Annotated in this window: 20 protein-coding genes; 4 read left to right on the forward strand and 16 right to left on the reverse strand. The window is 62.9% G+C overall.

Annotated features, from left to right (window positions below):
* Positions 1-51: 51 nt before the first annotated feature.
* Both ACYUME_RS18770 and alaS read right to left on the reverse strand, forming a co-directional pair.
* Entirely contained in the window at positions 52-1,287 is a 1,236-nt protein-coding gene (locus ACYUME_RS18770; RefSeq protein WP_028691060.1) for an aspartate kinase, read from the reverse strand.
* An 83-nt stretch (positions 1,288-1,370) separates the two neighbouring features.
* A complete protein-coding gene (gene alaS, locus ACYUME_RS18775; protein WP_460416251.1) occupies positions 1,371-3,995 on the reverse strand; it encodes an alanine--tRNA ligase in 2,625 nt (874 codons plus the stop codon).
* A gap of 278 nt (positions 3,996-4,273) precedes the next feature.
* Between alaS and ACYUME_RS18780 the strand changes: the two genes are divergently transcribed.
* Positions 4,274-5,449, forward strand: a complete 1,176-nt coding sequence (locus tag ACYUME_RS18780; protein WP_460416253.1) for a M91 family zinc metallopeptidase — start codon at positions 4,274-4,276, stop codon at positions 5,447-5,449.
* 30 nt (positions 5,450-5,479) lie between these two features.
* Here the strand turns inward: ACYUME_RS18780 and astE are convergent, their stop codons facing one another.
* The 7 genes from astE to ACYUME_RS18815 form a co-directional block, all read right to left on the reverse strand.
* Entirely contained in the window at positions 5,480-6,487 is a 1,008-nt protein-coding gene (astE, locus tag ACYUME_RS18785) for a succinylglutamate desuccinylase (protein ID WP_460416255.1), read from the reverse strand.
* A gap of 10 nt (positions 6,488-6,497) precedes the next feature.
* The gene (locus tag ACYUME_RS18790) at positions 6,498-6,785 is read right to left on the reverse strand and encodes a topoisomerase II (RefSeq protein ID WP_134690889.1); all 288 of its coding nucleotides are present in this window, start codon (positions 6,783-6,785) and stop codon (positions 6,498-6,500) included.
* A gap of 15 nt (positions 6,786-6,800) precedes the next feature.
* Positions 6,801-8,150, reverse strand: coding sequence for an N-succinylarginine dihydrolase (astB, locus tag ACYUME_RS18795; protein WP_460416257.1), 1,350 nt, complete (start codon positions 8,148-8,150; stop codon positions 6,801-6,803).
* A 23-nt stretch (positions 8,151-8,173) separates the two neighbouring features.
* Positions 8,174-9,637 (reverse strand): succinylglutamate-semialdehyde dehydrogenase, encoded by a 1,464-nt coding sequence (gene astD / locus ACYUME_RS18800; RefSeq protein WP_460416259.1) that lies wholly within the window; start codon positions 9,635-9,637, stop codon positions 8,174-8,176.
* On the reverse strand, positions 9,638-10,666 hold the full coding sequence (gene astA / locus ACYUME_RS18805; RefSeq protein WP_279888273.1) for an arginine N-succinyltransferase: 1,029 nt from the start codon (positions 10,664-10,666) through the stop codon (positions 9,638-9,640).
* A gap of 55 nt (positions 10,667-10,721) precedes the next feature.
* Entirely contained in the window at positions 10,722-11,741 is a 1,020-nt protein-coding gene (aruF, locus tag ACYUME_RS18810; protein WP_460416261.1) for an arginine/ornithine succinyltransferase subunit alpha, read from the reverse strand.
* A 140-nt stretch (positions 11,742-11,881) separates the two neighbouring features.
* Complete coding sequence (locus tag ACYUME_RS18815) at positions 11,882-13,102, reverse strand: aspartate aminotransferase family protein (RefSeq protein WP_279888270.1); 1,221 nt, start codon at positions 13,100-13,102, stop codon at positions 11,882-11,884.
* Positions 13,103-13,576: 474 nt separating this feature from the next.
* Between ACYUME_RS18815 and ACYUME_RS18820 the strand changes: the two genes are divergently transcribed.
* The gene (locus ACYUME_RS18820; RefSeq protein WP_460415301.1) at positions 13,577-14,527 is read left to right on the forward strand and encodes an IS110 family transposase; all 951 of its coding nucleotides are present in this window, start codon (positions 13,577-13,579) and stop codon (positions 14,525-14,527) included.
* 216 nt (positions 14,528-14,743) lie between these two features.
* Here the strand turns inward: ACYUME_RS18820 and argR are convergent, their stop codons facing one another.
* The 6 genes from argR to acs all read right to left on the reverse strand — a co-directional run bounded on the left by argR (position 14,744) and on the right by acs (position 21,345).
* On the reverse strand, positions 14,744-15,724 hold the full coding sequence (gene argR, locus ACYUME_RS18825; RefSeq protein WP_279911490.1) for a GlxA family transcriptional regulator: 981 nt from the start codon (positions 15,722-15,724) through the stop codon (positions 14,744-14,746).
* A 104-nt stretch (positions 15,725-15,828) separates the two neighbouring features.
* Complete coding sequence (locus tag ACYUME_RS18830) at positions 15,829-16,593, reverse strand: ABC transporter ATP-binding protein (protein WP_279888813.1); 765 nt, start codon at positions 16,591-16,593, stop codon at positions 15,829-15,831.
* Positions 16,594-16,615: 22 nt separating this feature from the next.
* Positions 16,616-17,314, reverse strand: a complete 699-nt coding sequence (locus ACYUME_RS18835) for an ABC transporter permease (protein ID WP_279804702.1) — start codon at positions 17,312-17,314, stop codon at positions 16,616-16,618.
* Positions 17,311-18,000 (reverse strand): ABC transporter permease, encoded by a 690-nt coding sequence (locus ACYUME_RS18840; RefSeq protein WP_279888811.1) that lies wholly within the window; start codon positions 17,998-18,000, stop codon positions 17,311-17,313. Before ACYUME_RS18840 ends, ACYUME_RS18835 begins: the two co-directional genes overlap by 4 nt.
* A 91-nt stretch (positions 18,001-18,091) precedes the next feature.
* Positions 18,092-18,877, reverse strand: coding sequence for an ABC transporter substrate-binding protein (locus ACYUME_RS18845; RefSeq protein ID WP_279888810.1), 786 nt, complete (start codon positions 18,875-18,877; stop codon positions 18,092-18,094).
* Positions 18,878-19,383: 506 nt separating this feature from the next.
* The gene (acs, locus tag ACYUME_RS18850; RefSeq protein WP_279888808.1) at positions 19,384-21,345 is read right to left on the reverse strand and encodes an acetate--CoA ligase; all 1,962 of its coding nucleotides are present in this window, start codon (positions 21,343-21,345) and stop codon (positions 19,384-19,386) included.
* A 408-nt stretch (positions 21,346-21,753) separates the two neighbouring features.
* On the opposite strand from acs, the gene ACYUME_RS18855 reads away from it, so the two are divergent.
* Positions 21,754-22,008 (forward strand): DUF2790 domain-containing protein, encoded by a 255-nt coding sequence (locus ACYUME_RS18855; RefSeq protein ID WP_279911491.1) that lies wholly within the window; start codon positions 21,754-21,756, stop codon positions 22,006-22,008.
* 170 nt (positions 22,009-22,178) lie between these two features.
* Here ACYUME_RS18855 and ACYUME_RS18860 read toward each other — a convergent pair whose 3' ends face one another.
* The gene (locus ACYUME_RS18860; RefSeq protein WP_460416263.1) at positions 22,179-23,738 is read right to left on the reverse strand and encodes a sigma-54-dependent transcriptional regulator; all 1,560 of its coding nucleotides are present in this window, start codon (positions 23,736-23,738) and stop codon (positions 22,179-22,181) included.
* Between the two features lie 254 nt (positions 23,739-23,992).
* Between ACYUME_RS18860 and phhA the strand changes: the two genes are divergently transcribed.
* Entirely contained in the window at positions 23,993-24,781 is a 789-nt protein-coding gene (phhA, locus tag ACYUME_RS18865) for a phenylalanine 4-monooxygenase (protein ID WP_279888655.1), read from the forward strand.
* Positions 24,782-24,806: the final 25 nt, after the last annotated feature.

Consider the following 24,806-nt stretch of genomic DNA (forward strand, 5'->3'; position numbering starts at 1 on the left):
GCGACCAGAAACGCGAAGGGCGCGGCAAGCCGCGCCCCTCCAGGCAGCGTGTCACTCACCCTGTCGGGCAGGTGCGTCGAGCTCGAACGCGGTGTGCAGCGCACGTACGGCCAGCTCTAGATACTTCTCCTCGATCACCACCGAGACCTTGATCTCGGAGGTGGAGATCATCTGGATGTTGATGCTCTCCTTGGCCAGGGCTTCGAACATGCGGCTGGCAACGCCCGCGTGGGAGCGCATGCCGACGCCGACGATCGACACCTTGGCGATCTTGGTGTCGCCGATCACTTCACGCGCGCCGATTTCGCGGGCGGTGTTCTCCAGCACGCTCAACGCCTTCTCGTACTCGTTGCGGTGCACGGTGAAGGTGAAGTCGGTGGTGTTATCGTGCGAGACGTTCTGCACGATCATGTCGACTTCGATGTTCGCAGCGCTGATCGGGCCGAGGATCTTGAACGCGACGCCCGGGGTATCCGGCACGCCGCGAATGGTCAGCTTGGCCTCATCACGGTTGAAGGCGATACCGGAAATGATCGGCTGTTCCATGGATTCCTCTTCATCGATGGTAATGAGGGTACCCGGACCCTCCTTGAAGCTGTGCAGCACGCGCAGCGGGACGTTGTACTTGCCGGCGAACTCCACCGAACGGATCTGCAGCACCTTGGAACCGAGGCTGGCCATTTCCAGCATCTCCTCGAAGGTGATCTTCTCCAGGCGCTGGGCCTGGGGCACGACCCGCGGGTCGGTGGTGTAGACGCCATCGACATCGGTGTAGATCTGGCACTCGTCGGCCTTCAGCGCCGCCGCCAGGGCTACGCCGGTGGTGTCGGAGCCACCACGGCCGAGGGTGGTGATATTGCCGTGCTCATCGACCCCCTGGAAACCGGCGACCACCACGACCCGACCGGCCTTGAGGTCGGCGCGGATCTTCTGGTCGTCGATTTGCAGAATGCGCGCCTTGTTGTGCGCGCTGTCGGTGAGGATGCGCACCTGGTTGCCGGTGTAGGACACCGCCGGCACGCCGCGCTTCATCAAGGCCATGGACAACAGGGCGATGGTGACCTGCTCGCCAGTCGAAACGATCACGTCCAGCTCACGGGGTTCGGGCTTGTCGGTGATCTGCTTCGCCAGGTCGATCAGGCGATTGGTTTCCCCGCTCATCGCCGACAGCACGACCACCAGGTCGGTACCCTGCTCGCGGAATTTCTTGACCTTGTCGGCAACCTGCTCGATCCGCTCGATGGAACCGACAGAGGTGCCGCCAAATTTCTGTACGATCAACGCCATTTCAAAGGTGCCTCAGCCCTCAAGGGCCCCAAAAAACAATCCAACATGAAGAGGCCGGCCACTAGACGACCGGCCCCCTCATCTCAAAGTCCCTGCTCGGCGAACGGCACTGCCAGGGCCAGGGCCTTGTCCAGAGCAGCGACGTCGACGCCACCGCCCTGGGCCATGTCAGGGCGACCACCGCCCTTGCCACCGACCGCCGCAGCGGCTTGTTTCATCAGATCGCCAGCCTTGAGTTGGCCGGAGAGGTCCTTGGTCACGCCAGCCACCAGCACGACCTTGCCCTCATGCTCGCTGCCCAGCAGGATCACTGCGTGGCCGAGCTTGTTCTTCAGTTGATCGACGAGCGCCAGCAGCGCCTTGCCATCCTGCCCATCCAGGCGGGCGGCGAGCACCTTGGCACCCTTGACCTCAACGGCCGCGTTGGAGAGATCGTCCCCGGCGGCGCTGGCGGCCTTGGCCTGCAGCTGTTCCAGCTGCTTTTCCAGCTGGCGGTTGCGCTCGAGCACAGCCGACAGCTTGTCGATCAGGTTGTCGCGATTGCCCTTGACCAGTTGCGCGGCTTCCTTGACCTGCTCTTCGGCAGCGTTCAGGTAGGCCAGCGCGGCGGCCCCGGTGATCGCTTCGATACGGCGCACGCCAGAGGCCACGCCGCCTTCGCTGATGATCTTGAACAGGCTGATGTCGCCGGTGCGCTTGGCATGAATGCCGCCGCACAGCTCGACGGAGAAGTCACCGCCCATGCTCAGCACGCGCACGGTGTCGCCATACTTCTCACCGAACAACGCCATGGCGCCTTTGGCCTTGGCGGTTTCGATGTCGGTCAGCTCGGTCTGCACCTCGGTGTTGCGGCGCACTTCGCGGTTGACGATGTCTTCCAGGGCCTTGATCTGCTCCGGTTTGACCGCCTCGAAGTGGCTGAAGTCGAAACGCAGGCGCTGGCTGTCGACCAGCGAGCCCTTCTGCTGCACGTGCTCGCCCAGCACCTGGCGCAGGGCTTCGTGCAGCAGGTGGGTGGCGGAGTGGTTCAGCGAGGTGGCGTGCTGCACCTCGGCATCGACGCGGGCGTCGACCGTGGCGCCGACAGTCAGCGCGCCGCTGGCGACCACGCCGTGGTGCAGGAAGGCACCGCCGGTCTTGGTGGTGTCACGCACGTCGAAGCGCACGGCGCCGGCCTGCAGGTAGCCGGTGTCACCGACCTGGCCACCGGACTCGGCGTAGAACGGGGTGCGATCGAGGACCACGACGCCCTCCTCGCCCTCAGCCAGCTGCTCGACGGCCTGGCCGTCCTTGTACAGGGCGATGATCTTGCCCTGGCCTTCGGTGGCGTCGTAGCCGAGGAAGTCGGTGGCGGTGTCGACCTTGACCAGGCTGTTGTAGTCCATGCCGAAGGCGCTGGCGGAGCGGGCACGCTCACGCTGGGCCTCCATCTCGCGCTCGAAACCGGCTTCGTCGATGGTCAGCTCGCGCTCGCGGGCGATGTCGGCGGTCAGGTCCATGGGGAAGCCGTAGGTGTCGTACAGCTTGAACACCACGTCGCCCGGGACGACCTTGCCCTGCAGTTGCGCCAGATCCTGCTCGAGAATGCGCAGGCCCTGCTCGAGGGTCTTGGCGAACTGCTCTTCCTCGGTCTTGAGCACGCGCTCGATATGCGCCTGCTGACTTTTCAGTTCCGGGAAGGCTTCGCCCATCTCGGCCACCAGCGCGGCGACGATCTTGTGGAAGAAGCTGCCCTTGGCGCCCAGCTTGTTGCCGTGACGGCAGGCGCGACGAATGATGCGACGCAGCACGTAGCCACGGCCTTCGTTGGACGGCAGCACGCCGTCGGCGATCAGGAAGCCGCAGGAACGGATGTGGTCGGCGACCACTTTCAGCGACGGCTGCTCGTCGTTGCTGCAACCGATGGCCTTGGCGGCGGCGGCCAGCAGGCTCTGGAACAGGTCGATCTCGTAGTTCGAGTGCACGTGCTGCATCACCGCACTGATGCGCTCCAGGCCCATGCCGGTGTCCACCGACGGCGCCGGCAGCGGGTGCAGGACGCCATCGGCGGTGCGGTTGAACTGCATGAAGACGTTGTTCCAGATCTCGATGTAGCGGTCGCCGTCCTCTTCCGGCGAGCCGGGTGGGCCGCCCCAGATGTCGGCGCCATGGTCGTAGAAGATCTCGGTGCACGGGCCGCACGGGCCGGTGTCGCCCATGGTCCAGAAGTTGTCGGAGGCGTACGGGGCGCCCTTGTTGTCACCGATGCGCACCATACGCTCGGCGGGCACGCCAACTTCCTTGGTCCAGATGTCGTAGGCTTCGTCGTCACTGGCGTAGACGGTGACCCACAGCTTTTCCTTCGGCAGGTTCAGCCACTGGTCCGAAGTCAGGAAGGTCCAGGCGAAGGTGATGGCATCACGCTTGAAATAGTCGCCGAAACTGAAGTTGCCCAGCATCTCGAAGAAGGTGTGGTGACGGGCGGTGTAGCCGACGTTTTCCAGGTCGTTGTGCTTGCCGCCGGCGCGCACGCACTTCTGGCTGCTCACGGCGCGGGTATAGGCGCGCTTTTCCTGGCCGAGGAAGCAGTCCTTGAACTGGTTCATGCCGGCGTTGGTGAACAGCAGGGTCGGGTCATTGCCCGGGATCAGGGAGCTGGAGGCAACACGAGTGTGCCCCTGCTCTTCGAAGAAGCGGAGGAAGGCTTCACGGATTTCTGCGCTTTTCATAGGTTCTTCCACGGAAACGGCGGCCATACGTCGAATCGACGAAACGACGGCAAAGGGCGCCATTATATCCAGCCTGAGAGGCGGATGCAGTGTGTTTATGGGGGAGAAACGGTCAATCGGGATGAAATGACCTTCATTTCAGTGATCATGGGCGCAGGCTATACAGTTAAAAGCAGCGGGACAACTCCCAAAATGGGGTCGCAAGGTAGCTCTAAATACCACAGGACGGGCGATGCAGTGCCGAGAATGCTCCGTTCATCCCAACCATCGGAGCGAACATGCTTACCCTGAAAGAAGTGCTCAAGGGCACGTCCCCAACCGACCTCCACGACAGTCACGCCCTACCCTACAGCGATGCAAACCTCCACCTGGAAGTCATGCCCTCCGCCACGACCGCCCAAGGTGCGATATTACGCGGCACTGCCAAGCAACATGGCGTGCAGTTGCATGTCCAACGTGACCAGCACGGCGCACGCTTGAGGACAGCTGGCACCTGGTACTTCATTGCGATGGCCGAAAAGGATGCCCTGCACATCGCCACCGGCGATGGTGCAGACAGTGTCGAGATCCTCTCCGAGCATGACGGCCTGGTCGTCATCGAAACAGGGGCGGGCAATGACATCATCCAGGGACACTCGCCCGGCCCAGGCAATGTGGTTGTCAACGCGGGCACTGGAGACGACCACGTAGAACTCAGAGGCGGCGGTCAGGCGACGGTCTATGGCGGCGCAGGCGATGACGTGCTGATCACGGACATGCAGCACGCCACGATTTTCACAGGAACGGGAAGCGACACCGTCAAGGCACTGGGCACTGCGGTGATAGACGCGACGATAGGCAGCAATCACGTCGAATGCATTCCCGACCGAGACCACGTCTACAGCAACCCGCAAACCAGGATCACCTCGATTGCACCAAGTACGGGGCCATCTTCTCCGGTACGCGCTCACCCAGGCTACCAGTCCATTCTGGTTAGCGGCGACGCTTCTTACCGTGAACTGGTGGCCTTCAACCTCGCATTGCTGGTCGCCACCGCCACTGGCCGCGCCATGTTGGAAAGCCTGGACGCCAGCAACGCCCGTATCACCATCGAGAACATCCCCGAACTGGATAATGGTTACTTCAGGGGCGAGCCTTCACAGGGCGATCCCGCGATCCGCCATTCGCAGCATGGAGACAAGGTGCTTGAAGGCCGCATCGGGTTCAATCCCCTTGCCCGGAAAACCGACACGCCCGCAGTGGTCATCCTCTATCACGAGCTATGCCACGCCTGGAACAGCGTCAATGGCACGGTTCTACCAGATCATGAGAACCAGGTAACGGGCTTGCCGACGCCGGACAGCTTCGATTTCGACGGCGATCCGAGCACGCCAGCGAACAACACCAACCCGGATCCATTCAACGAGAATGCACTGCGCCGCGAATTGGGCCTGCCTCGGCGCAATGTCTATTGAGGGAGCTTGAACACAGTTGTGTCCGGCATCTCAGGCCAGCTTCTGCCCTGCATCCGGCACGATGAGTATCCCCGCCCTGAGGCCGTTCTTGACCTTGGGGTTGGGGAAGATGATCCGCGCGCCCTCCTCCTCGACGATCCAACGCGTCTCGGCCAGGTCCTCGGCCAGCAGGTAGCCCTTGCTCAGCTCGGAGAAGTTCTCGATATCCGCCGGCAGGTGCAGGTGGAAGCTGTCGCTGTGCTTGATGATCTCGCGGGAAACGCTGAACAGTTTCAGGCCATCGAGGCTCTGCTCGGTATCGGGCTCGGTGTGCTCGATGATCTGGATCAGCCGCTGCTCGAGCTTGTCGAGATTGACCTGCTCGTTCTGCCCGAATGGGCGTGCCTTGCCAAGCTCCAGGGTGAAGGCCTCGGCATCGAGCTGCTCGTAGGTGAACGCGCTGAAGGTGATCGATGACTTGCTCTGCAGCAGGACCGCCTCCATGCCAGCCGCCGCCAGACGGGCCAGCTCGCGCCGGGAGTGTTTGCGCCCGTCCTTGAACGGATAGAGCGCGAACTGCTCGATCTTCGATCCCCGAATGGCGGTATGCAGGTCGTAGTGCAGACGGGTGCGCTCGGGCTTGCTGAAAAACACCCGGGCGAACTGCTCGAGCTCCGCGGCGCGCAGCGCCTCGAAGCCACTGGAAAGTTCGTGGCGGCCATTGAACAGGCGGTTGATGTCCTGCTCGATGAAGCGCTCGCCCTTGCGGATCGCCGCGGGGTTGCCGAACAGGAACAGCACCCGCGCACGCGGCTTGATCTTGCCGTTGGCCACACCGTGCAGCAGCCGTTCGAGCAGCTCTATCGGCGCCGTCTCGTTGCCATGGATACCCGCCGACAGCAGCAGGTCGAGCCCGCAATCCTCACCCTCGGGCGGGCGCACTTCCAATGCGCCCTCCCCCAGCCAGCGCAAACGCACGCCCCCGGGGGTCACTTGGGTCTTCTCGGCCGGTTCGTGATCGGTCAGGGTCAGCTCAAGCAGTTTGCCGAGGGCGAGCATAGGCGCTTCCTTAGTGGTGGTGGCCGCAGTCCGGGCCGTGGACGTGGTCGTCGTCACCAGCGTCCGCCGGCTCCATTTCCAGCTGCAGGCTGACCAGGTTGGTGGCCATCGGGCGCAGCAGCAGATTGGCGTACTCGGTGTCGTCTTCCTCGACATCGACACCGATCAGCAACTGGCCACGGCCATCCTGCTGGATCCACACTTCCTTGCCTTGCCAGACCACGGCAAAACGGGTGCAGGAGGTTTCCAGCTGGGTGCCGTCTTCATCTTCCAGGATCAGGCGCAGGGCGTCGGACATTGCAATTTCTCTCTATCAAGGTTGGCGTTGGAACGGATACACCGAGCCCAGCTTGAGGATCTGGGTCAGCTCATCCAGGGCCGTGCGGCATTCCACCAGCAGCTGCGGGTCGGCCAGGTCCGCCTCGCCGAGGCGATCGCGGTAGTGCTTGTCGACCCACTGCACCAGGGTGTCGTACAGCGGGGCGGTCATGATAACGCCTGGATTGACCGCCGCCAGTTCCGATTCTTTCAGCGCCACGCGCAGGCGCAGGCAAGCCGGGCCACCGCCGTTCTGCATGCTCTGCTTGAGGTCGAACACCTTGACCTCCTTCACTGGGCCGCCCTGGCTGGTCAGTTGGCTCAGGTACGTCCAGACACGCTCGTTATTGCGGCACTCCTCGGGCACCACCAGCAGCATCGAACCGTCTTCGCGGCTGAGCAACTGGCTATTGAACAGGTAGGAGCGCACCGCGTCCTCCACCGTCACCGCCGAACGCGGCACGCAGATACCCTGGAAGTTGCCGCCCTTGCCGGCCAGTTTAGCCTGCAGCTGGCCGAGCACCGCGTCGGTCTCGAGGAAGGCGTCCTCGTGATAGAACAGCACCTCGCCGTTGCCCACCGAGATCACGTCGTTGTGGAACACGCCCTGATCGATCACCGCCGGGTTCTGTTGAGCGTAGACCACGCCAGCGTCGCTCAGGCCATGCAGCCGGGCCACGGCCTGCGAAGCCTCCAGCGTCTGACGCGCCGGATACTTCTGCGGCGCGGGGTAGCGACTGTCGAACGCGCTGCGTCCGTAGACGAAGAACTCGACGCCCGCATCGCCATAGGCACGGCAGAAACGCGTGTGGTTGGCCGCGCCTTCGTCACCGAACTGCGCCACGGCCGGCAGCGCTTCATGGTGGGCGAAGAACTTGTCATCGCTGAACATCGCACCGAGCACACGGCTGGTGGTCGGATGCTCGATGCTGCGGTGGTACTTGCAGTTGAGGTTGGCGGCGGTGAAATGCACACGACCGTCCGCGGTGTCGGCACTGGGGCTGACGGTGGCGGCGTTGGCCACCCACATGCTCGAGGCCGAGCAGCTGGCCACCAGCAGCGGCATCGCGTCCTTCGACGCGCGCTGGATCACCTCGGCATCGCTGCCGGTGAAGCCCAGGCGACGCAGCGCGGCGACATCCGGGCGTTCCTGCGGCGCCAGCACGCCCTGCTTGAAGCCCATGTCCATCAGCGCCTTCATCTTCGCCAGGCCCTGGCGCGCGGCTTCACGCGGATTGGAGCCCTGCTGGCTGTTGCTCTGCGAGGCCACGTTGCCGTAGGACAGGCCGCCGTAGTTATGGGTCGGCCCCACCAGGCCATCAAAATTCACTTCAAAGGATTTCATCGGCTAGGCTCCGAGACCTGTTGTTATAGGGTGACGCCCGGCGTCAGGGTCGCCGGCAGTGCAAGGCTTGCGGTCTCCAGCGAAGCCACGGGATAGGCGCAGTAGTCTGCCGCGTAGTAGGCGCTGGCGCGATGGTTGCCACTGGCGCCGACGCCACCGAATGGCGCGCTGCTGGCGGCGCCGGTCAGTTGCTTGTTCCAGTTGACGATGCCGGCGCGGCTGCGCAGCCAGAAGTGCTGGTAGCGAGCGTTGGAGTCCGACAGCAGGCCGGCGGCCAGGCCGTACTGGGTGTTGTTGGCCTCCTCGATCGCCGCGTCGAAGTCGGCGTAGCGGATCACCTGCAGCAACGGGCCGAAGAATTCCTCATCCGCACGCTCGGCCACGGCCGTCACGTCGATGATGCCTGGAGTAAGCAGGGCTGCGTCACTTTGGGGCTGGGTCATTTCCAGCAACGCCACGCCACCTTTGCCGAGCAGTTCGGCTTGGGCGGCAAGCAACGCGCGAGCCGCCTGCAGCGAGATCACCGAGCCCATGAACGGCGCAGGCTGCTGGTCGAAGGCGCCGACGCTGATACCGCGGCTGACTTCGACCAGGCGCTGGATCAGCGCATCGCCCCAAGCACCCTGCGGCACCAGCAGGCGGCGGGCACAAGTGCAGCGCTGGCCGGCGGAGATGAAGGCCGACTGGATGATGGTGTAGACCGCGGCATCCAGATCCTTGACCTCGTCGACCAGCAATGGGTTGTTGCCGCCCATTTCCAGCGCGAGGATCTTGTCGGGACGTCCGGCGAACTGCTGGTGCAGCAGGTTGCCGGTACGGCTGGAGCCGGTGAAGAACAGCCCGTCGATGCCTGGGTTGGCAGCCAGCGCCACGCCGGCCTCACGCGCCCCCTGGACCAGGTTGAGCACACCGGCCGGCAGGCCGGCGGCAATCCAGCAGTTGACGGTCAGCTCGGCGACCTTCGGCGTCAGCTCGCTGGGCTTGAACACCACGCAGTTGCCCGCCAGCAGGGCCGGCACGATATGGCCGTTGGGCAGGTGACCCGGGAAATTGTACGGCCCGAACACCGCCACCACGCCATGGGGCTTGTGCCGCAGCACCGCGGTGGCGTCGGCCAGCGGGCCGCTTTTCTCTCCCGTGCGCTCGCGGTAGCTCTGCACGGAGATCGCCACCTTGTTGATCATGCTGGTGACTTCGGTGGCCGACTCCCACAGGGGCTTGCCGGTTTCCTCGCCAATGCAGTGGGCCAGCGCCTCGGCGTGCTGCTTCAACTGCCCGGCGAACTTCTCCAGCACGTCGATGCGTGCTTCCAGGCTCAGCGATGCCCAGCCCGGAAACGCCTTGCGAGCGGCCTGCACGGCGGCGTCAACCTGGCCGGCATCGGCGCCCTGCCCTTCCCAGACCACCGCCTGGGTGACCGGATTCAACGACTGCAAGGCTTCGCCCTGGCCGGCCAACCACTGGCCCGCGATGTAATGCGTGGTCATTTACTGAGCCTCCCGAGCGGCGGACAGCGGTACCGCGCGCACGTTGTCGCCGGCGCCCAGGCGCAGGCGCTTGGCGGTCTGCGGATCGACCACCAGGGTACCGGCCGCCAGGCGCGCAGGCGCCGCAGTGATGCGGCAGTCTTCGCGCTTGCGGTTATGGATGATGTAAGGGGTAGCGTCATCGCCCGGCGTGCCCACGGCCAGCACCAAGGTCTGGCTGTCGCGCACGGCGCGGATCTTCGAAGTCTCGCACTCGATGGCGGGACCGGCGTCGAAGATGTCGACGTAACCCTGGTAGTTGAAGCCCTCACGCTTGAGCATGGCCAGCGCGGGCTCGGTGTCGGTGTGCACGCGACCGATGACATTGCGCGCGGCCTCCGACAAGAAGCAGGTGTACAGCGGGAACTTGGGCATCAGCTCGGCGATGAACGATTTGTTGCCCACGCCGGTCAGGTAGTCGGCCTGGCTGAACTCCATCTTGAAGAAGTGCCGCCCCAGGCTCTCCCAGAACGGCGAACGCCCCTGCTCGTCGGACATGCCGCGCATCTCGGCGATGATCTTGTTGCCGAACAGCTCCGGGAACTCGGCGATGAACAGCATGCGCGCCCGGGACAGCAAGCGACCATTGAGGCCGCTGCGGTGGTCGCTGCGCAGGAACAACGAACACAGCTCGGAGTTGCCGGTCAGGTCGTTGGCCAGGAACAGCGTGGGGATCTCGCGGTAGATGTTCAGCTCCTGGGACGCGCTGACGGTCAGGCCGACCCGGTAGTTGTACCAAGGCTCGCGCAGGCCGACGGCGCCGGCGATGGCGCTGATGCCGACCACCAGGCCTTCGTCGTTCTCCAGCACGAACAGGTAGTCGGTGTCGCCGCGCTCGGCTTCGCCGCGGAAGCTCTTCTCGGCCCAGCCGACACGGTGGCCGAGGCGCTCCTCGTTGGCGGGTAGCGTGGTCAGCCCGGTGGTGCCGGTACTGCGGGCCAACTCGATCAGCGCGGGTAAATCGCTGCTGCGTACAGGACGAACGATCATGCTATCTCCTTGTGCGGCGGTCTGTGCCCACCGCGAAACTCTCTGTTGCGGCGTCTCAGACCGCGACCAGGCGCACGCTGGCGCCCTCGCCCACACCAAGGGCATCGGCGGCTTCGCTGTTCAGGCTGACCGGCTTGCCCGGCACCCAGTCCAGCTCCAGCAGCACCGCACGGTAGTCCTGCAACTGGCCGTTGCACACCAGGTAGGGGCGCCCGCCCTTGACCGGCGCGTCGTCGAGCTTGACCGGCACCACGCGGCTCTGGGCGATGGAGCGGATGCCCGACGTCCGGGCATGCAGGGTCGGGCCGCCATCGAAGATGTCGATGTAGTGCTCGGTCTCGAAGCCTTCGCGCATGAGGATGTCGAAGGTGATCTGCGCACGCGGGTGGACCTGGCCCATGGCTTCCTGCGCCTCGTCGGCCAGCAGCGGCACATAGATCGGGTAATGCGGCATCAGCTCGGCGAGGAAGGTGCGGCTCTTCAGGCCACACAGGCGCTCGGCGTCGGCGTAGTTGAGGTCGAAGAAGTTGCGGCCGATGGCGTCCCAGAACGGCGACTCGCCCTGCTCGTCGCTGTAGCCGACGATTTCGGTCACCACCGAGTCGGCGAAACGCTCCGGATGCGCGGCCATGAACAGCAGGCGACCGCGGGAATTGAGCTCGGCCCAGCTGCTGCCCACCAGCTCCGGCAGCACATAGAAGCTGGTCAGCAGGCTGTTGCCGGTCAAGTCGTGGCACAGCGACAGGACATGGATCTTGTTGTGGATCTTCAGCTCGCGCGAAGCGTGCACGAAGGTCTCGTTGCGAAAGCTGTAGAACGGCTCGGAATAGCCGGCCGACGCGACGATGGCCGAGCAGCCCGCCAGCTTGCCGGTCGCGCTGTCCTCGAGCACGAAGAAGTAGCTCTCCTCGCCATTGAAGCTGACCTCGGCGGCGAAGGAGGTCTCCGAGGCGGCGATCTTGTCGCCCAGGCGGCCGGCATCGTCCGGCAGCGAGGTGACACCAATGGGGCTGTCGGCAGCCATGCGCTGCACTTCGTTCAGATCCGCCATTTGCGCGGGGCGCATCACCAGCATGGTGTCACTCCTTTCGGGATAGCGCGCCGATCACATCGGCACGGAAAAACGGCGGGCACGCGCCACTACCTGCAAGCAGGTGCCCACACTGGAATCAGGTATCGCCGGCCCGCCTGCGGGCCGGCGACTGGACCCAGGGCTCAGCCCTGGGTCAGTTTGCGCACGGCGCGCTCGAAGCGCTCCAGGCCTTCATCGATATCGGCGTCTTCGACCACCAGGCTCGGGGCGAAGCGCACCACGTCAGGGCCTGCCTGCAGGACCATCACGCCTTCCTTCTCGGCGGCGTTGAGGATGTCCTTGGCCTTGCCTTTCCAGGCCTCGCTCAGCACGCAGCCGATCAGCAGACCGACACCGCGCACCAGGGTGAACAGGCCGGTCTCCTGGCCGATCTTCTCCAGGCGGGTCTTGAAGCGCTCATGCTTGGCCTTGATACCGGCCAGGGTTTCTGGGGTGTTGATCACATCCAGCACGGCGCAGGCGACGGCGCAGCCCAGCGGGTTGCCGCCATAGGTGGTGCCATGGGTGCCGACGGCCAGGTGCTTGGCGATGTCGCTGGTGGTCAGCATGGCGCCGATCGGGAAGCCGCCACCCAGGCTCTTGGCGCTGGTCAGGATGTCCGGGGTCACGCCGTAGTGCTGGTAGGCGTACAGCGAACCGGTACGGCCGACGCCGGTCTGCACTTCGTCGAAGATCAGCAGGGCGTTGTGCTCGTCGCACAGCTTGCGCGCGCCTTCCAGGTAGGCCTTGTCGGCCGGGACCACGCCGCTCTCGCCCTGGATCGGCTCGATGACCACGGCGCAGGTCTTGTCGGAAATCTGTGCCTTGAGCGCTTCCAGGTCGTTGTACGGCACATGGCTGATGCCCGTGATCTTCGGGCCGAAGCCGTCGGAGTACTTGGGCTGGCCGCCGACACTGACGGTAAACAGGGTGCGACCGTGGAAGCTGTTCACGGTGGCGATGATCTCGTGCTTCTCGGGGCCGAAACGGTCATGGGCGACGCGACGGGCCAGCTTGAAGGCGGCCTCGTTGGATTCGGCGCCCGAGTTGCAGAAGAACGCGCGCTCGGCAAAGGTGGCGTCCACCAGCTTGTGCGCCAGGCGCAGGGCCGGCTCGTTGGTGAACACGTTGGAGACATGCCAGAGGGTGTTGGCCTGCTCGGTCAGCGCCTTGACCAGTGCCGGGTGGCAATGGCCCAGGGCGTTGACGGCGATGCCACCGGCGAAGTCGATCAGCTCGCGACCGGTCTGATCCCAGACTCGAGAGCCCTCGCCTCGCACAGGAATGAAGGCCGCCGGGGAATAGTTGGGAACCATCACCTGGTCGAAATCGGCACGTTGCACCGGGGCTTGCTCAACGGACATCTGAGTCTCCTGAAGAGGAACGCTGGCCTGGAAGTGGCGAGCGATGAAGGGATTGTAAGGACTGATCGGCGCCTGTCCTTGCTGCCAGGCGACAACTTGTTACAGCGCCAAACCCTGTTTTCACGAGGTTTTCGGCAATGCGACAAACAGTGTCGCAATCGCGCAGTGTAACGGGAGGATGAGGTGGCGGGGAGAGGCCCGGCGAGAATTGGGTGAACGGGTGTTCACATATACAAAACCCATCGCGGGGCAAGCCCGCTTGTGTCTTGAGGTGGGATTAGAATCTGGAGTGAGAGCGGTGAATGGCAAGAGCTGAATGCCGCAGGTGCCTTGAGCACGCGTGGGAGCACAAGCTGCCATTCACCGTTCCACTTTGGCGAGAGCCCGAACAGTTGGATGCGGCTCTGATCTCGAATCACAAGCGTGGGCCAAGCCAAAGTCCTCTCACTGTGTTGAGTTTAGGAGGTTTTGGTGATGGCTTCCTTCTTGGGTATCGATGTATCCAGTATCTCGCTCGATGCTGCGGTGCGGCCCCAGGGCATCAAACTGCATATCAGCAATGATCCGAGAGGCTTTGAGGTGCTACTGAAGAGCCTTCGCAAGCTCAGTATCAAGCGCGTCCTGCTAGAGGCAACGGGTGGCTACGAGCGAGATGTCATGCGTTTTCTACAGGACGCTGGCTACAAGGTCATACGCGTCAATCCCAGGCGGGCCAGGTCATTCGCTGACTCTTTGGGCATCAAGGCCAAGACCGACGCCATCGACGCCGAAGTTCTGGCGCACTATGCCGAAGTCATTCCAGATCAACCCTCTCTGCGAGTCAGCCCAGAACGAGCGCTTCTGCGAGAGCTGCTTCAGCAACGTGATCGGTTGGTTCAACAACGAGATGACGACCTGCGACGCCTGAAGCAGGTGCAATCGACTGCAGTCGCTAACTACCTGAATGCCAACCTGAAGCACTTCAAGACGCAGATCAAACTGGTTGAGTGCGAGATCGAACAGCAAACCGCGATGCTGAACGACGAACGGGTTGCCCAGCTGATCACAGTGAAAGGCATTGGGATGGTGACAGCGGGCAAATTAATAGCGCTGCTGCCGGAGCTAGGTCGGGTTGAATCCAGAGAAATTGCCTCCCTGGTCGGGGTCGCGCCCTTCAACCACGACAGCGGGAAGTCCGTGGGCAAGCGTTCTATCTCTGGTGGGCGATTTGCGGTCAGGCGATCGCTGTACATGGCATGCATTGTGGCGATGAAGTACAACCCAGCACTCAAGGCGCGTTATGAGTCACTGCGCGAGCGGGGGAAGCTTCCCAAGGTTGCTATCGTGGCCTGCATGAGGACTTTCATCGTACGGCTAAATGCCATGCTCAGAACGGGCACATCATGGCGCGACCTGGTGCTGCCGCAACCTGAAAGTACAACGTAAATCCAGAACGCTGCGCGATCAGCGTGGAAGCGGGTTTGCCCGCGAAGCCAACACCGTGGTGGATGGCACGGGCTTCGCCCGTGTTCGCGGGCAAGCCCGCTCCCACAGGGATCGCGCCAGATTCTAAAAATTGCGTAAGACAGTTGCTCCCACAAGCAATTCAACCCGTGGGAGCGGGCTTGCCCCGCGATAAGGCCTTCGCAGGAAGGAAAGTCTTCAGCCCCGCTCGGCCGGCGCCGAACTCAGCTCGAACGGGCTGCTGCTGCGCCGCTGATTGCGGTCTTCACGCGGCGTGGCGCCAAAGAAGTTGCGGTACGCGCTGGAGAAATGCGGCCCGGAGGAGAACCCGCAGGACAGGCCGATCTGGATGATCGACTTGCTGGTCTGCATCAGCATCTGCCGCGCCTTGTTCAGACGCAGCTCCAGGTAATACTGGCTGGGCACGCGATTGAGGTACTGCTTGAAGATCCGCTCCAACTGACGACGCGAAACACACACATGCTGGGCGATCTCGTCGGTGGTCAGCGGCTCTTCGATATTGGCCTCCATCAGCAGCACCGCCTGGGTGAGCTTGGGATGGCTGGAGCCCAGGCGATTCTGCAGCGGGATGCGCTGGCGCTCGCCACCCTCGCGAATGCGCTCGACCACCAGCTCCTCCGACACCGCCCCGGCAAGTTCCGCGCCATGATCCCGGGCCAGCACGGCCAGCAGCAGGTCGGTCACCGCCATGCCGCCGCACGCGGTCAGCCGATCACGATCCCAGTCGAACAGATGGCTGGTGGCGATCACCTTGGGGAAGCGCTCGGCAAAGTCGTCCTGCCAACGCCAGTGCACCGCGGCACGGTAGCCATCGAGCAGGCCCAGCGCCGCCAGCGGGTACACCCCAGCGGACAACCCGCCGATCATGCAACCGCCGCGCGCCAGCTGCTTGAGCGCGGCCGACAGCGCGGAACCGACCGCCGCAGGCGGCTCGTCGGCCAGCAGGAACAGCTTGTGACACCCTTCCAGGCGACCGCTCCACGGCTCGCCCGGCAGGCGCCAGGCACTCTCCTGCCCGGCCTCGGCCTGCAGGTAGGTCAGCTCGTAGACCACATCCGGATGGACCCGCTGAGCCACCTGCAACACCTCGTCCGCCAGCGCCAGAGTCAGCGGCTTGGTGCCGGGCCAGATGAGAAATCCAATTCGCTGGGTGGTCATAGGGCGTGGTCCGAAACCTGGGAAGGGAGGTTAGCGCTTGTGGCGCCGGGGGCAGGCTGCATGCGTTGCGCAGCATGCCCCATCCTGGTGCAAAAGTGCAGCGATTACTTGAGGCTGCCGGAGAGGAACTGCTGCAGGCGCTCCGATTGCGGATTGGCCAGCACCTCGCGCGGGCAGCCCCGCTCCTCGACCAGGCCCTTGTGCAGGAACACCAACTGGTTGGAGACTTCACGGGCGAAGCCCATCTCGTGGGTGACCACGACCATGGTGCGCCCCTCCTGGGCCAGCGACTGCATCACCTTGAGCACATCGCCCACCAGCTCCGGGTCGAGCGCCGAAGTCGGCTCGTCGAACAGCATCACCTCAGGCTCCATCGCCAGGGCGCGGGCGATGGCCACGCGCTGCTGCTCGCCGCCGGACATGTGCCCAGGGAAAGCGTCCTTGCGATGCGCCACGCCCACCTTGGCCAGGTAATGCTCGGCCTTCTCCAGCGCCTCTTTCTTGTTCACGCCCAGCACATGCACCGGTGCCTCGATGATGTTCTCCAGCGCGGTCATGTGCGACCACAGGTTGAAGTGCTGGAACACCATCGACAGGCGCGAGCGCATGCGCTGCAGCTGCTTCGGATCGGCCGCCTTGAGCGCGCCATCCTTGCCGGCGACCAGCTTGAGCTCTTCGTTGTTGAGCAGGATCTTGCCCGCGTGCGGCTGCTCCAGCAGGTTGATGCAGCGCAGGAAGGTCGATTTGCCCGAGCCGCTGGAGCCGATGATGCTGATCACGTCGCCTGCCTTGGCTTCGAGGGAGACACCCTTGAGCACCTCGTGGCTGCCGTAGCGCTTGTGCAGGTCTTGGATTTGGAGTTTGTACATGCTGTCGGATCTCACAGAGCGGTCAGTGCTTGCGCGGCGCCAGGTAGCCGAGCCAGCGGCGTTCGGCCATCTTGAACAGGCGCACGAGGATGAAGGTCAGGCACAGGTAGAACACGCCCGCCGTGATGTAGGCCTCGAAAGGCAGGTAGTACTGGGCGTTGACCGTGCGCGCGGCACCGGTGATGTCGATCAGGGTGACGATCGACGCCAGGCTGGTGGTCTGCAGCATCATGATCACTTCGTTGCTGTACTGCGGCAGAGCCCGGCGCAGCGCGGATGGCAGCAGGATGCGGCGATACATCTTCATGCGTGACATGCCGATGGCCTTGGCCGCCTCGATCTCGCCATGGGGCGTGGCCTTGAGGCTGCCGGCGATGATCTCGGCAGTATAGGCGCTGGTGTTGATGGCGAAGGCCAGGCAAGCACAGAAGGTCGCGCTGGACAGCCATGGCCAGAAGATGCTTTCGCGCACCGCCTCGAACTGGGCCAGCCCGTAGTAGATCAGGAACAGCTGCACCAGCATCGGCGTGCCGCGGATCACGTAGGTGTACAGCCAGGCGGTCATGTTCACCAGCGGCTGCTTCGAGACGCGCATCAGGCCCAGCGGCACAGCCGCCAGCAGGCCGAAGAACAGCGACAGCGCCAGCAGCTTGAGGGTGGTCAGCAAGCCGCCGAGGTACAGCGGCATGGCCTCCCAGATGACGTTGTAGTCGAAGATCATAGTTCAGCCGCCTTGACGCCCACCGAGTAGCGCTTCTCGAGATACTTCAGCGCCAGCAGCGAGACACTGGTCAGCACCAGGTACAACGCCGCCACCGCGAGGAAGAAGGTAAAGGGTTCGCGGGTGGCGTCCGCCGCCTGCTTTGCCTTGAACATCATGTCCTGCAGGCCGACCACCGAAATCAACGCGGTGGCCTTGGTCAGCACCAGCCAGTTGTTGGTGAAGCCCGGGATCGCCAGGCGGATCATCTGCGGCACCATGATCCGGAAGAACACCTGGAAGCCGCTCATGCCATAGGCGGCGCCCGCCTCGGCCTGCCCCTTGGGAATGCCCAGGAACGCACCACGGAAGGTTTCCGACAGATAGGCGCCGAAGATGAACCCCAGGGTGCCGATGCCGGCGATCAATGGGTTCAGGTCGATGTAGTCGTCATAGCCGAGCAGCGGCGCTACCCGGTTGATGATGTCCTGGCCGCCGTAGAAGATCAGCAGGATCAGGACCAGGTCGGGGATACCGCGGATCACCGTGGAATACAGGTCCCCCAGCCAGGCCAGCCAGCGCACCGGCGACAAGCGCAGCGCCACGCCGATCAGGCCGAGGACGATGGCCAGGGCCATCGACGACAGGGCGAGCTGCAGCGTCAGCCACGCTCCGTCGAGGATGACTGCCCCATAGCCTTTCAACATGATTCGGATTCCTCAGGGCTTGGGAATGAAAAATGGTGCAAACCTCAGAGATTCTGCTGTTTGCACCATTGCACAGGTGAAACTCGATGGCTTACTTCGAGTCTGGACCGTAGATGTCGAAGTTGAAGTACTTCTTCTCGATCTCTTTGTATTTACCATTGGCGCGAATCGCGTCGATGGCCGCGTTGATGCGCTCGGCATTGGCCTTGTCGCCCTTGCGCACGGCGATACCGACGCCATCACCGAAGTACTTCACGTCAGTGAACGATGGACCGACGAACGCGAAGCCCTTGCCAGCGTCAGTCTTCAGGAAACCATCTTCGAGCAGGGTGGCATCGGCCACGGTACCGTCCAAGCGGCCAGCGGCGACGTCCAGGTAGATCTCGTTCTGGGTGCCGTACGGCACGACGGTAGCGCCTTTCGGGGCAAAGACTTCCTTGGCGAAGCGATCGTGGATCGAGCCGCGCTGCACGCCGATCTTCTTGCCCTTGAGTTCGTCCAGGCTCTCGCTGACGACGGTGCCGTCCTTCATCACCAGGCGCGCTGGGGTCAGGTAGTAGCGCTTGGTGAAGTCGACCGATTTCTTGCGGTCTTCAGTGATCGACATGGACGACAGGATCGCGTCGATCTTGCGCACCTTCAGCGCCGGGATCAGGCCATCGAATTCCTGCTCGACCCAGGTGCACTTGGCTTTCATCTCTTCGCACAGGGCGTTGCCGATGTCGTAGTCGAAGCCGGCGAGGCTGCCATCGGGTTGCTTGAAGGCGAAGGGTGGGTAGGCGGCCTCGATACCGATCTTCAACGGCTTCTCATCGGCCTGCGATACCAGGGAAAACACGGAAAGCGCCAGGGCGCCAAGCAGTGCGAGCTTCTTCATCAGGTAACTCCATCGGTACGGGGCAATACAAGGCAGTTGTAACGGCTGCCCGATATGCGAATGGGTACAACGCGAGCCGCGCAGGTTTCGACCAAGGTCGCAGACCACGAGCGAGTGAGTGGCATTTTAACGACAGCCCGGTAGTCGATATTTCTTCAAAGCGACAACTAATTACAGAAGCGCCAGGAACCGCGGCGGGCGATATTGACAGCTCCTGCGAGATATGCAAGAGCAAAAGAGAAATAACCCATACCTCAAGCAATAAGCGGGCCTATTATTGGCAAAGCCTTGTATTCCGGCAAGCGCAGCGTGCAACCCTGCATGAAATGCTCACAGAATCGCCCCAGATTGGCACATGAATGTTTCTGGAAGCCCCGCTTTTGTGCGAATTCGGTGACAGCGGAGGTTACCGATGAATGTCGGAGTAACAGCCCGTACCCACAAGCAAAAACCCCGCCGATTGCTCGACGGGGTTTCTGCTGATGACCTCGGGTGCCTCCGGATGATCAGGCGGTAGCGAGGCTCATCGCCTTGTGGGTGTCGATCAGGTGCTGCACCACGCCCGGGTCGGCCAGGGTGGAGATATCACCCAGCGCATCGTACTCGCCGGTGGCGATCTTGCGCAGGATACGGCGCATGATCTTGCCCGAACGGGTCTTCGGCAGCCCCGGCGCCCACTGGATCACGTCCGGCGAAGCGATCGGGCCGATTTCCTTGCGTACCCAGTTCTTCAGCTCCAGGCGCAGCTGCTCGTTCGACTCCTCACCGGCATTGAGGGTGACATAGACATAGATGCCCTGCCCCTTGATGTCATGCGGCACCCCCACCACCGCCGCCTCGGCGACTTTCGGGTGCGCCACCATCGCGCTCTCGATCTCGGCGGTACCCATGCGGTGCCCGGAGACGTTGAGCACATCATCGACGCGCCCAGTGATCCAGTAGTAGCCATCTTCGTCGCGACGAGCACCGTCACCGGTGAAGTACATGCCACGGAAGGTCTTGAAGTAGGTGTCGACGAAGCGGTCATGGTCGCCGTACAGCGAGCGCGACTGGCCTGGCCAGGAATCGAGGATCACCAGGTTGCCTTCGGCGGCGCCTTCAATAAGGTTACCCAGGTTATCCACCAACGCCGGCACCACGCCGAAGAATGGACGGGTCGCGGACCCTGGCTTCAGCGCGGTGGCGCCCGGCAGCGGGCTGATCAGCACACCACCCGTCTCCGTCTGCCACCAGGTATCGACGATCGGGCAACGCTCCTTGCCGACGGTCTTGTAGTACCAGTTCCAGGCCTCAGGGTTGATCGGCTCGCCCACCGAGCCCAGCAGGCGCAGGCTCGATCCATCGGCACCGGCCACCGCCGCCTCGCCTTCGGCCATCATGGCGCGAATGGCGGTCGGCGCGGTGTAGAGGATGTTGACCTTGTGCTTGTCGACGATCTTCGACACCCGGGTGATGTCCGGATAGTTCGGCACGCCTTCGAACAGCAGCGTGGTGGCGCCGTTGGCCAGCGGGCCATAGACGATGTAGCTGTGGCCGGTGACCCAGCCCACGTCGGCGGTGCACCAGTAGACCTCGCCCGGGCGGTAGTCGAACACGCGCTCATGGGTCAGCGCGGCATACACCAGATAACCGCCGGTGGTGTGCAGCACGCCCTTGGGCTTGCCGGTGGAACCGGAGGTATAGAGGATGAACAGCGCCTCCTCGGCGCCCATCTCTTTCGGCGCGCAGTGGCTGGAGGCAACCTTCATCAGGTCTTCGTACCAGATATCACGATGCTGGTGCCAGGCGATGTCGCCACCGGTGCGCTTGCACACGATGATCTTCTGCACGCTGTTGGTTTCAGGGTTGGTCAGGGCCAGGTCGACGTTGGCCTTGAGCGGGGTGCGACGGCCACCGCGCAGCCCCTCGTCGGCGGTGATCACCACTTTCGACTTGCAGTCGATGATGCGACCGGCCAGCGCCTCCGGCGAGAAGCCGCCGAACACCACCGAGTGGATCGCACCGATGCGGGCACAGGCCAGCATGGCGACCACGGCCTCGGGGATCATCGGCATGTAGATGGTCACCACGTCGCCACGGTGCACGTCCTGGCCACGCAGGGCGTTGGCGAACTTGCAGACCTGCTCGTGAAGCTCGCGGTAGGTGATGTTGCGATGTTCGGAAGGGTCGTCGCCTTCCCAAATGATCGCCAGCTGGTCGCCGCGCTCTGCAAGATGGCGGTCCAGGCAGTTATAGGAAACGTTCAGAGTGCCGTCGGCGAACCACTTGATATCGACATGGTGGTCGTCGAACGAGGTCTGCTTGACCTTGGTGAAGGGCTTGATCCAGTCCAGACGCTGGGCCTGCTCGCGCCAGAAGCCGTCCGGGTTGATCACCGATTGCTGGTACATGGCCTTGTAGGTGGCCTCGTCGGTCAGGGTACTGGCCGCAACCTCGGGACGAACGGGATACAGTGGAGCCGCACTCATCTGTGTTACCTCGGTGTAATAGTTGTTTTTGTATATGGAACCGTTTGTAACTGTACCAGAGCGGCAAAGACCATTCGACGTTGGTAGTAACGCGACGAAGCGGCACTCCACCACGCCACCACAATCGCTCTAGCTCGTGGCTTTCGACCACGCAGACAAGAAAAAACGCACGCCGGCGAAGGGATTGTTACAGATTCTGTCAAAAGACTTTATCAAAACCCCCTCTGTTTCAGCCCCGGCCACCCCCATAAAATTCACCTCGCCAGCAACGGCAACGCGATTAACTTGGTAACAGCCCCCACGAAGGCAACGTTAATTCGCACCCCATCCTGATAGTTGAAACTTGCTGTACTCGCGGCGCCATAAGCGCCGCGTGCCCCCTCACGACCTTAGACAGGTAAATTGAAAATGAAAGCTTTACTGGTATTGGTACTTGGCGGTTTTTGCGGCGCGGCATTGGCCAGCGAAGCAAAAGATGTCGAGCAGATTCCGGTTGAACAGTACAGTTACTCGCAGCACCTGGACATCGCCCGCGTCATTTCCATGAGCGAAGTGCCGAACGTCTGCGAAGTAGTGCCGGCGCGCATGACCTATGAAGACTCCCAGGGCCAGAAGCACATTCTCGAATACCGCGTGATGGGGAACGGTTGTTCCAACGGCTGAGGCCAGCCTTGCACCATCCCTGTAGGAGCGGCCTTGTGTCGCGAAAGGGCTGCGTGGCAGCCCCAGACTTCAGTAGTGAACAAAGATCGCCGGGGCCGCTACGCGGCCCTTGCGCGACACAAGGCCGCTCCTACAGGAATAAGTGTAACTTTCAAGGTAACTAGCCACACTCACTCCCCCGACTTGTTCAACGAATAATCGCGCAACTTGTTGGCAATGGTCGTATGGGAAACACCCAATCTTTTCCCCAACACCCGGCTACTTGGAAACTCACTCATCAAACTTTCCAATACCGCCCTTTCAAAGCGTCCGACAATCTGCGAAAGATCGCCATCCAGTGAGAACTCACCCAGCGGCTGGCGCACGCCATAATCCGGCAGGCGAATATGTTCGCCTTTCACCACTCCGCCATCGCACAGCGATACGGCCTGGAACAACACGTTCTCCAACTGGCGCACATTGCCCGGCCAGTGATACTGGCCAAGCTTGTCCATCGCCGCCGACGCGAGTCGCGGCATCGGGCAGCCTATCTGCCGACTGGCCTGGTCGAGAAAATGCTGCACCAGCCCCTCCAGGCCATCCATGCATTCGCGCAGCGGCGGGATATGCAGCGACAGCACATTGAGGCGATGGTAGAGATCCTGGCGGAACTCGCCACGGGCACACAGCTCGGACAGATCGACCTGGGTGGCGCAGATCACCCGCACATCCAGGTAAACCTCCTCGTCGCTGCCGACCCGGCGGAAGCAGCCGTCCTGCAGGAAGCGCAGCAGCTTGACCTGCAGACGCGGGCTCATCTCTGCGACACCATCGAGAAACAGCGTCCCGCCGGCCGTGAGTTCCAGCAGCCCGAGCTTGCCCTCGGCCCGCGCCCCCTCGAACGCGCCCGGGCCATAGCCGAACAATTCGGTCTCGGCCATCGACTCCGGCAGACCGGCGCAATTGAGCGCCATCAATGGCGCCTGGCCACGCGGGCTGGCCAGATGGCAGGCGCGCGCCAGCAATTCCTTGCCAGTACCGGTCTCGCCCTCGATCAGCAGCGGCGCATCCAGCGGCGCCATGCGCCGCGCCTCGCGCACCACGGCTGCCATCACTTTCGAGCTCTGGAAGATGCTGTCGAAACCACGCAGCTCCTGCTTGCGCACGTTATAGATGCGCTCCCCGATGCGGTCGGCCCGGTGCAAGGTGATGACCGCGCCGGCCAAGGCCTCGCTGTCGTCATGCTCGGACTGCAACGGTGCGATATCGGCCAGGAACACATCACCCTTGACCTTGATGCGCAGGCCGTTGATCCGCGACTTGTTGGCGCGTATCAACTCCGGCAGGTCGAACTCCTCGACATAACGCGACAGCGCAATGCCCGGCACCTCGTCCACACGCACCCCGAGCAGCTGCGCCGCGCCACGGTTGGCGGCGACGATACTGCCGCCCATGTCGATCGACAGCACCGGAAAGTCCAACGCCCCCAGCAGCGCGTTCAGCTCCATATGCCGACGTTCGCTGGGCATCAGCCCGACGCGCTTGACCCCGAACACCCCGGCGATGGACTCGAACTTCGGCCGCAGCGCCTGGAACTGCAAGTTGATCAGGTTCGGGCAGTGCAGGTAGATGGCATTGCCATGATCTCCTCCTACCTCGCCCCGCAACACGTTGATGCCATACTCCACCAGCAGGTTGAGGATGTCTCGCAGGATGCCGATACGGTTCTGGCAATGCACTTTGATACGCATGGGAGCTCTCGAAGCAGGCAAAAATTTAGTTGGGCCACGGAAAAGTCGTAAAGATAAACTGACAAAATCACACCAAAGGCCAGCCCGATAAGCGCCATTTTCCGGGATCAAGCCTTTTTTGTAAAATTTTCGTTACAAAAACCCTGCAAACGGATGTCACGAAGAGCGCTGGACACCCGTGCAAAGCGTCAAGGACGGGGTTATTCCTAGGGCATGTCCTGAACATAACAAGAACGTCCTCCCAGGAGAGCCACATGAAACAGACGCAATACGTGGCACGCGAGCCCGATGCGCAGGGTTTTATCGACTACCCGCAGCAAGAGCACGCGGTGTGGAACACCCTGATCACCCGCCAGCTGAAAGTGATCGAAGGCCGGGCGTGCCAGGAATACCTGGACGGCATCGACCAGCTCAAGCTGCCTCATGACCGCATCCCGCAGCTCGGCGAGATCAACAAGGTCCTGGGCGCCACCACCGGCTGGCAAGTCGCCCGCGTGCCGGCACTGATCCCCTTCCAGACTTTCTTCGAACTGCTGGCCAGCAAGCGCTTCCCGGTCGCCACCTTCATCCGCACCCCGGAAGAGCTGGACTACCTGCAGGAGCCCGACATCTTCCACGAGATCTTCGGCCACTGCCCGCTGCTGACCAACCCGTGGTTCGCCGAATTCACCCACACCTACGGCAAGCTCGGCCTGGCAGCGACCAAGGAACAACGCGTCTACCTGGCGCGCCTGTACTGGATGACCATCGAGTTTGGCCTGATGGAAACCTCGCAGGGCCGCAAGATCTACGGCGGCGGCATCCTCTCGTCGCCGAAAGAGACCGTCTACAGCCTGTCCGGCGAGCCCGAGCACCAGGCTTTCGATCCGATCGAAGCCATGCGCACGCCGTACCGCATCGATATCCTGCAGCCCCTGTATTTCGTCCTGCCGAACATGAAGCGCCTGTTCGACCTGGCCCACGAAGACATCATGGCAATGGTCCACAACGCCATGCAGCTGGGCCTGCACGCACCGAAGTTTCCACCCAAGGCAGCCGCCTGAGCTGCCCTGTCGATAACAACTCAAA

It is taken from the genome of Pseudomonas sp. microsymbiont 2, from assembly GCF_054788395.1.

What these genes read in the sequence shown, in the direction of transcription:
- ACYUME_RS18770 (WP_028691060.1), bottom strand. Translation starts at nt 1,287, where the DNA reads ATGGCGTTGATCGTACAGAAATTTGGCGGCACCTCTGTCGGTTCCATC.
- alaS (WP_460416251.1), bottom strand. Translation starts at nt 3,995, where the DNA reads ATGAAAAGCGCAGAAATCCGTGAAGCCTTCCTCCGCTTCTTCGAAGAG.
- ACYUME_RS18780 (WP_460416253.1), top strand. Translation starts at nt 4,274, where the DNA reads ATGCTTACCCTGAAAGAAGTGCTCAAGGGCACGTCCCCAACCGACCTC.
- astE (WP_460416255.1), bottom strand. Translation starts at nt 6,487, where the DNA reads ATGCTCGCCCTCGGCAAACTGCTTGAGCTGACCCTGACCGATCACGAA.
- ACYUME_RS18790 (WP_134690889.1), bottom strand. Translation starts at nt 6,785, where the DNA reads ATGTCCGACGCCCTGCGCCTGATCCTGGAAGATGAAGACGGCACCCAG.
- astB (WP_460416257.1), bottom strand. Translation starts at nt 8,150, where the DNA reads ATGAAATCCTTTGAAGTGAATTTTGATGGCCTGGTGGGGCCGACCCAT.
- astD (WP_460416259.1), bottom strand. Translation starts at nt 9,637, where the DNA reads ATGACCACGCATTACATCGCGGGCCAGTGGTTGGCCGGCCAGGGCGAA.
- astA (WP_279888273.1), bottom strand. Translation starts at nt 10,666, where the DNA reads ATGATCGTTCGTCCTGTACGCAGCAGCGATTTACCCGCGCTGATCGAG.
- aruF (WP_460416261.1), bottom strand. Translation starts at nt 11,741, where the DNA reads ATGCTGGTGATGCGCCCCGCGCAAATGGCGGATCTGAACGAAGTGCAG.
- ACYUME_RS18815 (WP_279888270.1), bottom strand. Translation starts at nt 13,102, where the DNA reads ATGTCCGTTGAGCAAGCCCCGGTGCAACGTGCCGATTTCGACCAGGTG.
- ACYUME_RS18820 (WP_460415301.1), top strand. Translation starts at nt 13,577, where the DNA reads ATGGCTTCCTTCTTGGGTATCGATGTATCCAGTATCTCGCTCGATGCT.
- argR (WP_279911490.1), bottom strand. Translation starts at nt 15,724, where the DNA reads ATGACCACCCAGCGAATTGGATTTCTCATCTGGCCCGGCACCAAGCCG.
- ACYUME_RS18830 (WP_279888813.1), bottom strand. Translation starts at nt 16,593, where the DNA reads ATGTACAAACTCCAAATCCAAGACCTGCACAAGCGCTACGGCAGCCAC.
- ACYUME_RS18835 (WP_279804702.1), bottom strand. Translation starts at nt 17,314, where the DNA reads ATGATCTTCGACTACAACGTCATCTGGGAGGCCATGCCGCTGTACCTC.
- ACYUME_RS18840 (WP_279888811.1), bottom strand. Translation starts at nt 18,000, where the DNA reads ATGTTGAAAGGCTATGGGGCAGTCATCCTCGACGGAGCGTGGCTGACG.
- ACYUME_RS18845 (WP_279888810.1), bottom strand. Translation starts at nt 18,877, where the DNA reads ATGAAGAAGCTCGCACTGCTTGGCGCCCTGGCGCTTTCCGTGTTTTCC.
- acs (WP_279888808.1), bottom strand. Translation starts at nt 21,345, where the DNA reads ATGAGTGCGGCTCCACTGTATCCCGTTCGTCCCGAGGTTGCGGCCAGT.
- ACYUME_RS18855 (WP_279911491.1), top strand. Translation starts at nt 21,754, where the DNA reads ATGAAAGCTTTACTGGTATTGGTACTTGGCGGTTTTTGCGGCGCGGCA.
- ACYUME_RS18860 (WP_460416263.1), bottom strand. Translation starts at nt 23,738, where the DNA reads ATGCGTATCAAAGTGCATTGCCAGAACCGTATCGGCATCCTGCGAGAC.
- phhA (WP_279888655.1), top strand. Translation starts at nt 23,993, where the DNA reads ATGAAACAGACGCAATACGTGGCACGCGAGCCCGATGCGCAGGGTTTT.